This is a genomic window from Stenotrophomonas pictorum JCM 9942 (genome assembly GCF_001310775.1).
Lineage (GTDB): Bacteria > Pseudomonadota > Gammaproteobacteria > Xanthomonadales > Xanthomonadaceae > Stenotrophomonas > Stenotrophomonas pictorum.
This window is the reverse complement of the sequence record NZ_BAZI01000494.1, coordinates 1-1652: the sequence shown is the minus strand read 5'-3', so window position 1 is coordinate 1652 and position 1652 is coordinate 1. Positions and strand designations below refer to the sequence as shown.

At 65.6% G+C, this 1652-nt stretch carries 2 protein-coding genes; both read left to right on the top strand.

Going from position 1 to position 1652, the window contains the following annotated elements:
- The first annotated feature begins 215 nt into the window (after positions 1–215).
- The gene (gene gltS, locus JCM9942_RS15365) at positions 216–1421 is read left to right on the top strand and encodes a sodium/glutamate symporter (RefSeq protein WP_054660720.1); all 1206 of its coding nucleotides are present in this window, start codon (positions 216–218) and stop codon (positions 1419–1421) included.
- An 89-nt stretch (positions 1422–1510) separates the two neighbouring features.
- On the top strand, positions 1511–1652 hold a 142-nt coding region (locus JCM9942_RS20795), incomplete at its 3' end, for an FAD-dependent oxidoreductase (protein ID WP_157722975.1).

Here is a 1652-nt window from a genome sequence, read left to right as displayed (position 1 = left end):
GCCGCAAACCGCTGTGGGGGTTCCGCCGGCAAACCCCCACAGCGCGCGCGGGGCCGGCGCTGCACGCATCGCAAGCCATCCCCATTCAGCTTCGAGCCGGGCGATTCCAGCGCCACCCGGTGGCGGAAATGCCGCCGCAACCACCTCTACCTGCTATTGATATTGTTTCTTGAGCCGGACAAAGTCCGTGTCCCGTTGGTAGAGGTACCTGTTCCATGATCCAACTCGATGCCGTGCAGACGGTGGCCTTTGCCGGCCTGACGCTGTTCGCGGGTTACGCACTGTGCCGCGCCATCCCGTTTCTCCGCCGCTACAACCTGCCCGAGCCGGTCATCGGCGGGCTGCTGGTGGCGCTGGCGGTATGGTGGGCGCACAGCCAGCAGGTAACGCTGTTCACCCTGGACACCACGCTCAAGACCCCGCTGATGGTGGCCTTCTTCACCACCCTGGGCATCAATGCCAGTGTGCGGCTGCTGCGTATCAGTGGCCGGCAGGTGATGACCTTCCTGGTGATCGCGGCGCTGTTTGCGGTGCTGCAGAACCTGATCGGCATCGGCGTGGCCTGGATGTTCGACCTGCACCCGATGTTTGGCGTGTTGGCAGGTTCGGCCACGCTGACTGGCGGCCCGGCCACCGGCCTGGCGTTCGCGCCGCTGTTCGAGAAGGCCGGCCTGCAGGGCGCCGAGACCCTGGCCGTCACTGCGGCCATGGCCGGCATCATCTGCGGTGGCGTCGTCGGCGGACCGGTCATCACCGTGCTGCTGCGCCGCTTCAAGGTCATCACCCCCAGCAGCCGCGGCGAAAGTGGCGCAAAGGACGTGGATGAGTCGATCCTGCTGCGCTATCCCAGCGAAGCGGCCCGCGAGTTCGATTCGCTCAAGAGCATCGTCGTGCTGCTGATGGCGATGTGGGTCGGCGCGTGGGTGGGCCAGAGTTTCACCCACATCGGCCTGACCCTGCCCGGCTATATCGGCGCGATGCTGGTGGGCGCGCTGATCCGCAACATCGATGACGCCACCGGCTGGATCAAGCTGTCGGTACCCACCACCGATCTGATCGGCAACATCTGCCTGGCGCTGTTCCTGGCCATGGCGCTGATGGACCTGAAACTGTGGGAACTGGCCGGTCTGGGCGTGCCGCTGCTGGTGAACCTGATCATCCAGGTCGGCGTGGTGGCGCTGTTCGCGGTGCCGATCTTCTATCTGATGGGCCGCGACTATGACGCGGCGGTGATGGGCGGTGGTTTCATCGGTTTCATGCTCGGCACCACCGCCAACGCCATGGCGGTGATGCGCAAGCTGGTGCAGCGCTATGGCATTGCACCGCGTGCGTTCCTGGTGGCACCGCTGGTGGGCGCGTTTTTCATCGACTTCATCAACGCGTTGATCATCACCGGCTTCCTGAACTTCTGGCCGCATTGAGCGACCGGTTCCGTGCGCCATATCCGTGCCATGCGCACGGATATGGCGCGACAATGTGAAGCAACGCTCACACCGTAGCCGCCTTCACCATGACCTCTCCCGCTGCAGCCCCCGCGTCCTCCGGTCCTGACCTGATCATCCTCGGTGCCGGCGTGGTGGGTCTGGCCAGCGCTTGGGCGGCCGCCCGGCGCGGCCTGGCGGTGCTGCTGGTCGATCGCAACGCCGGTCCGG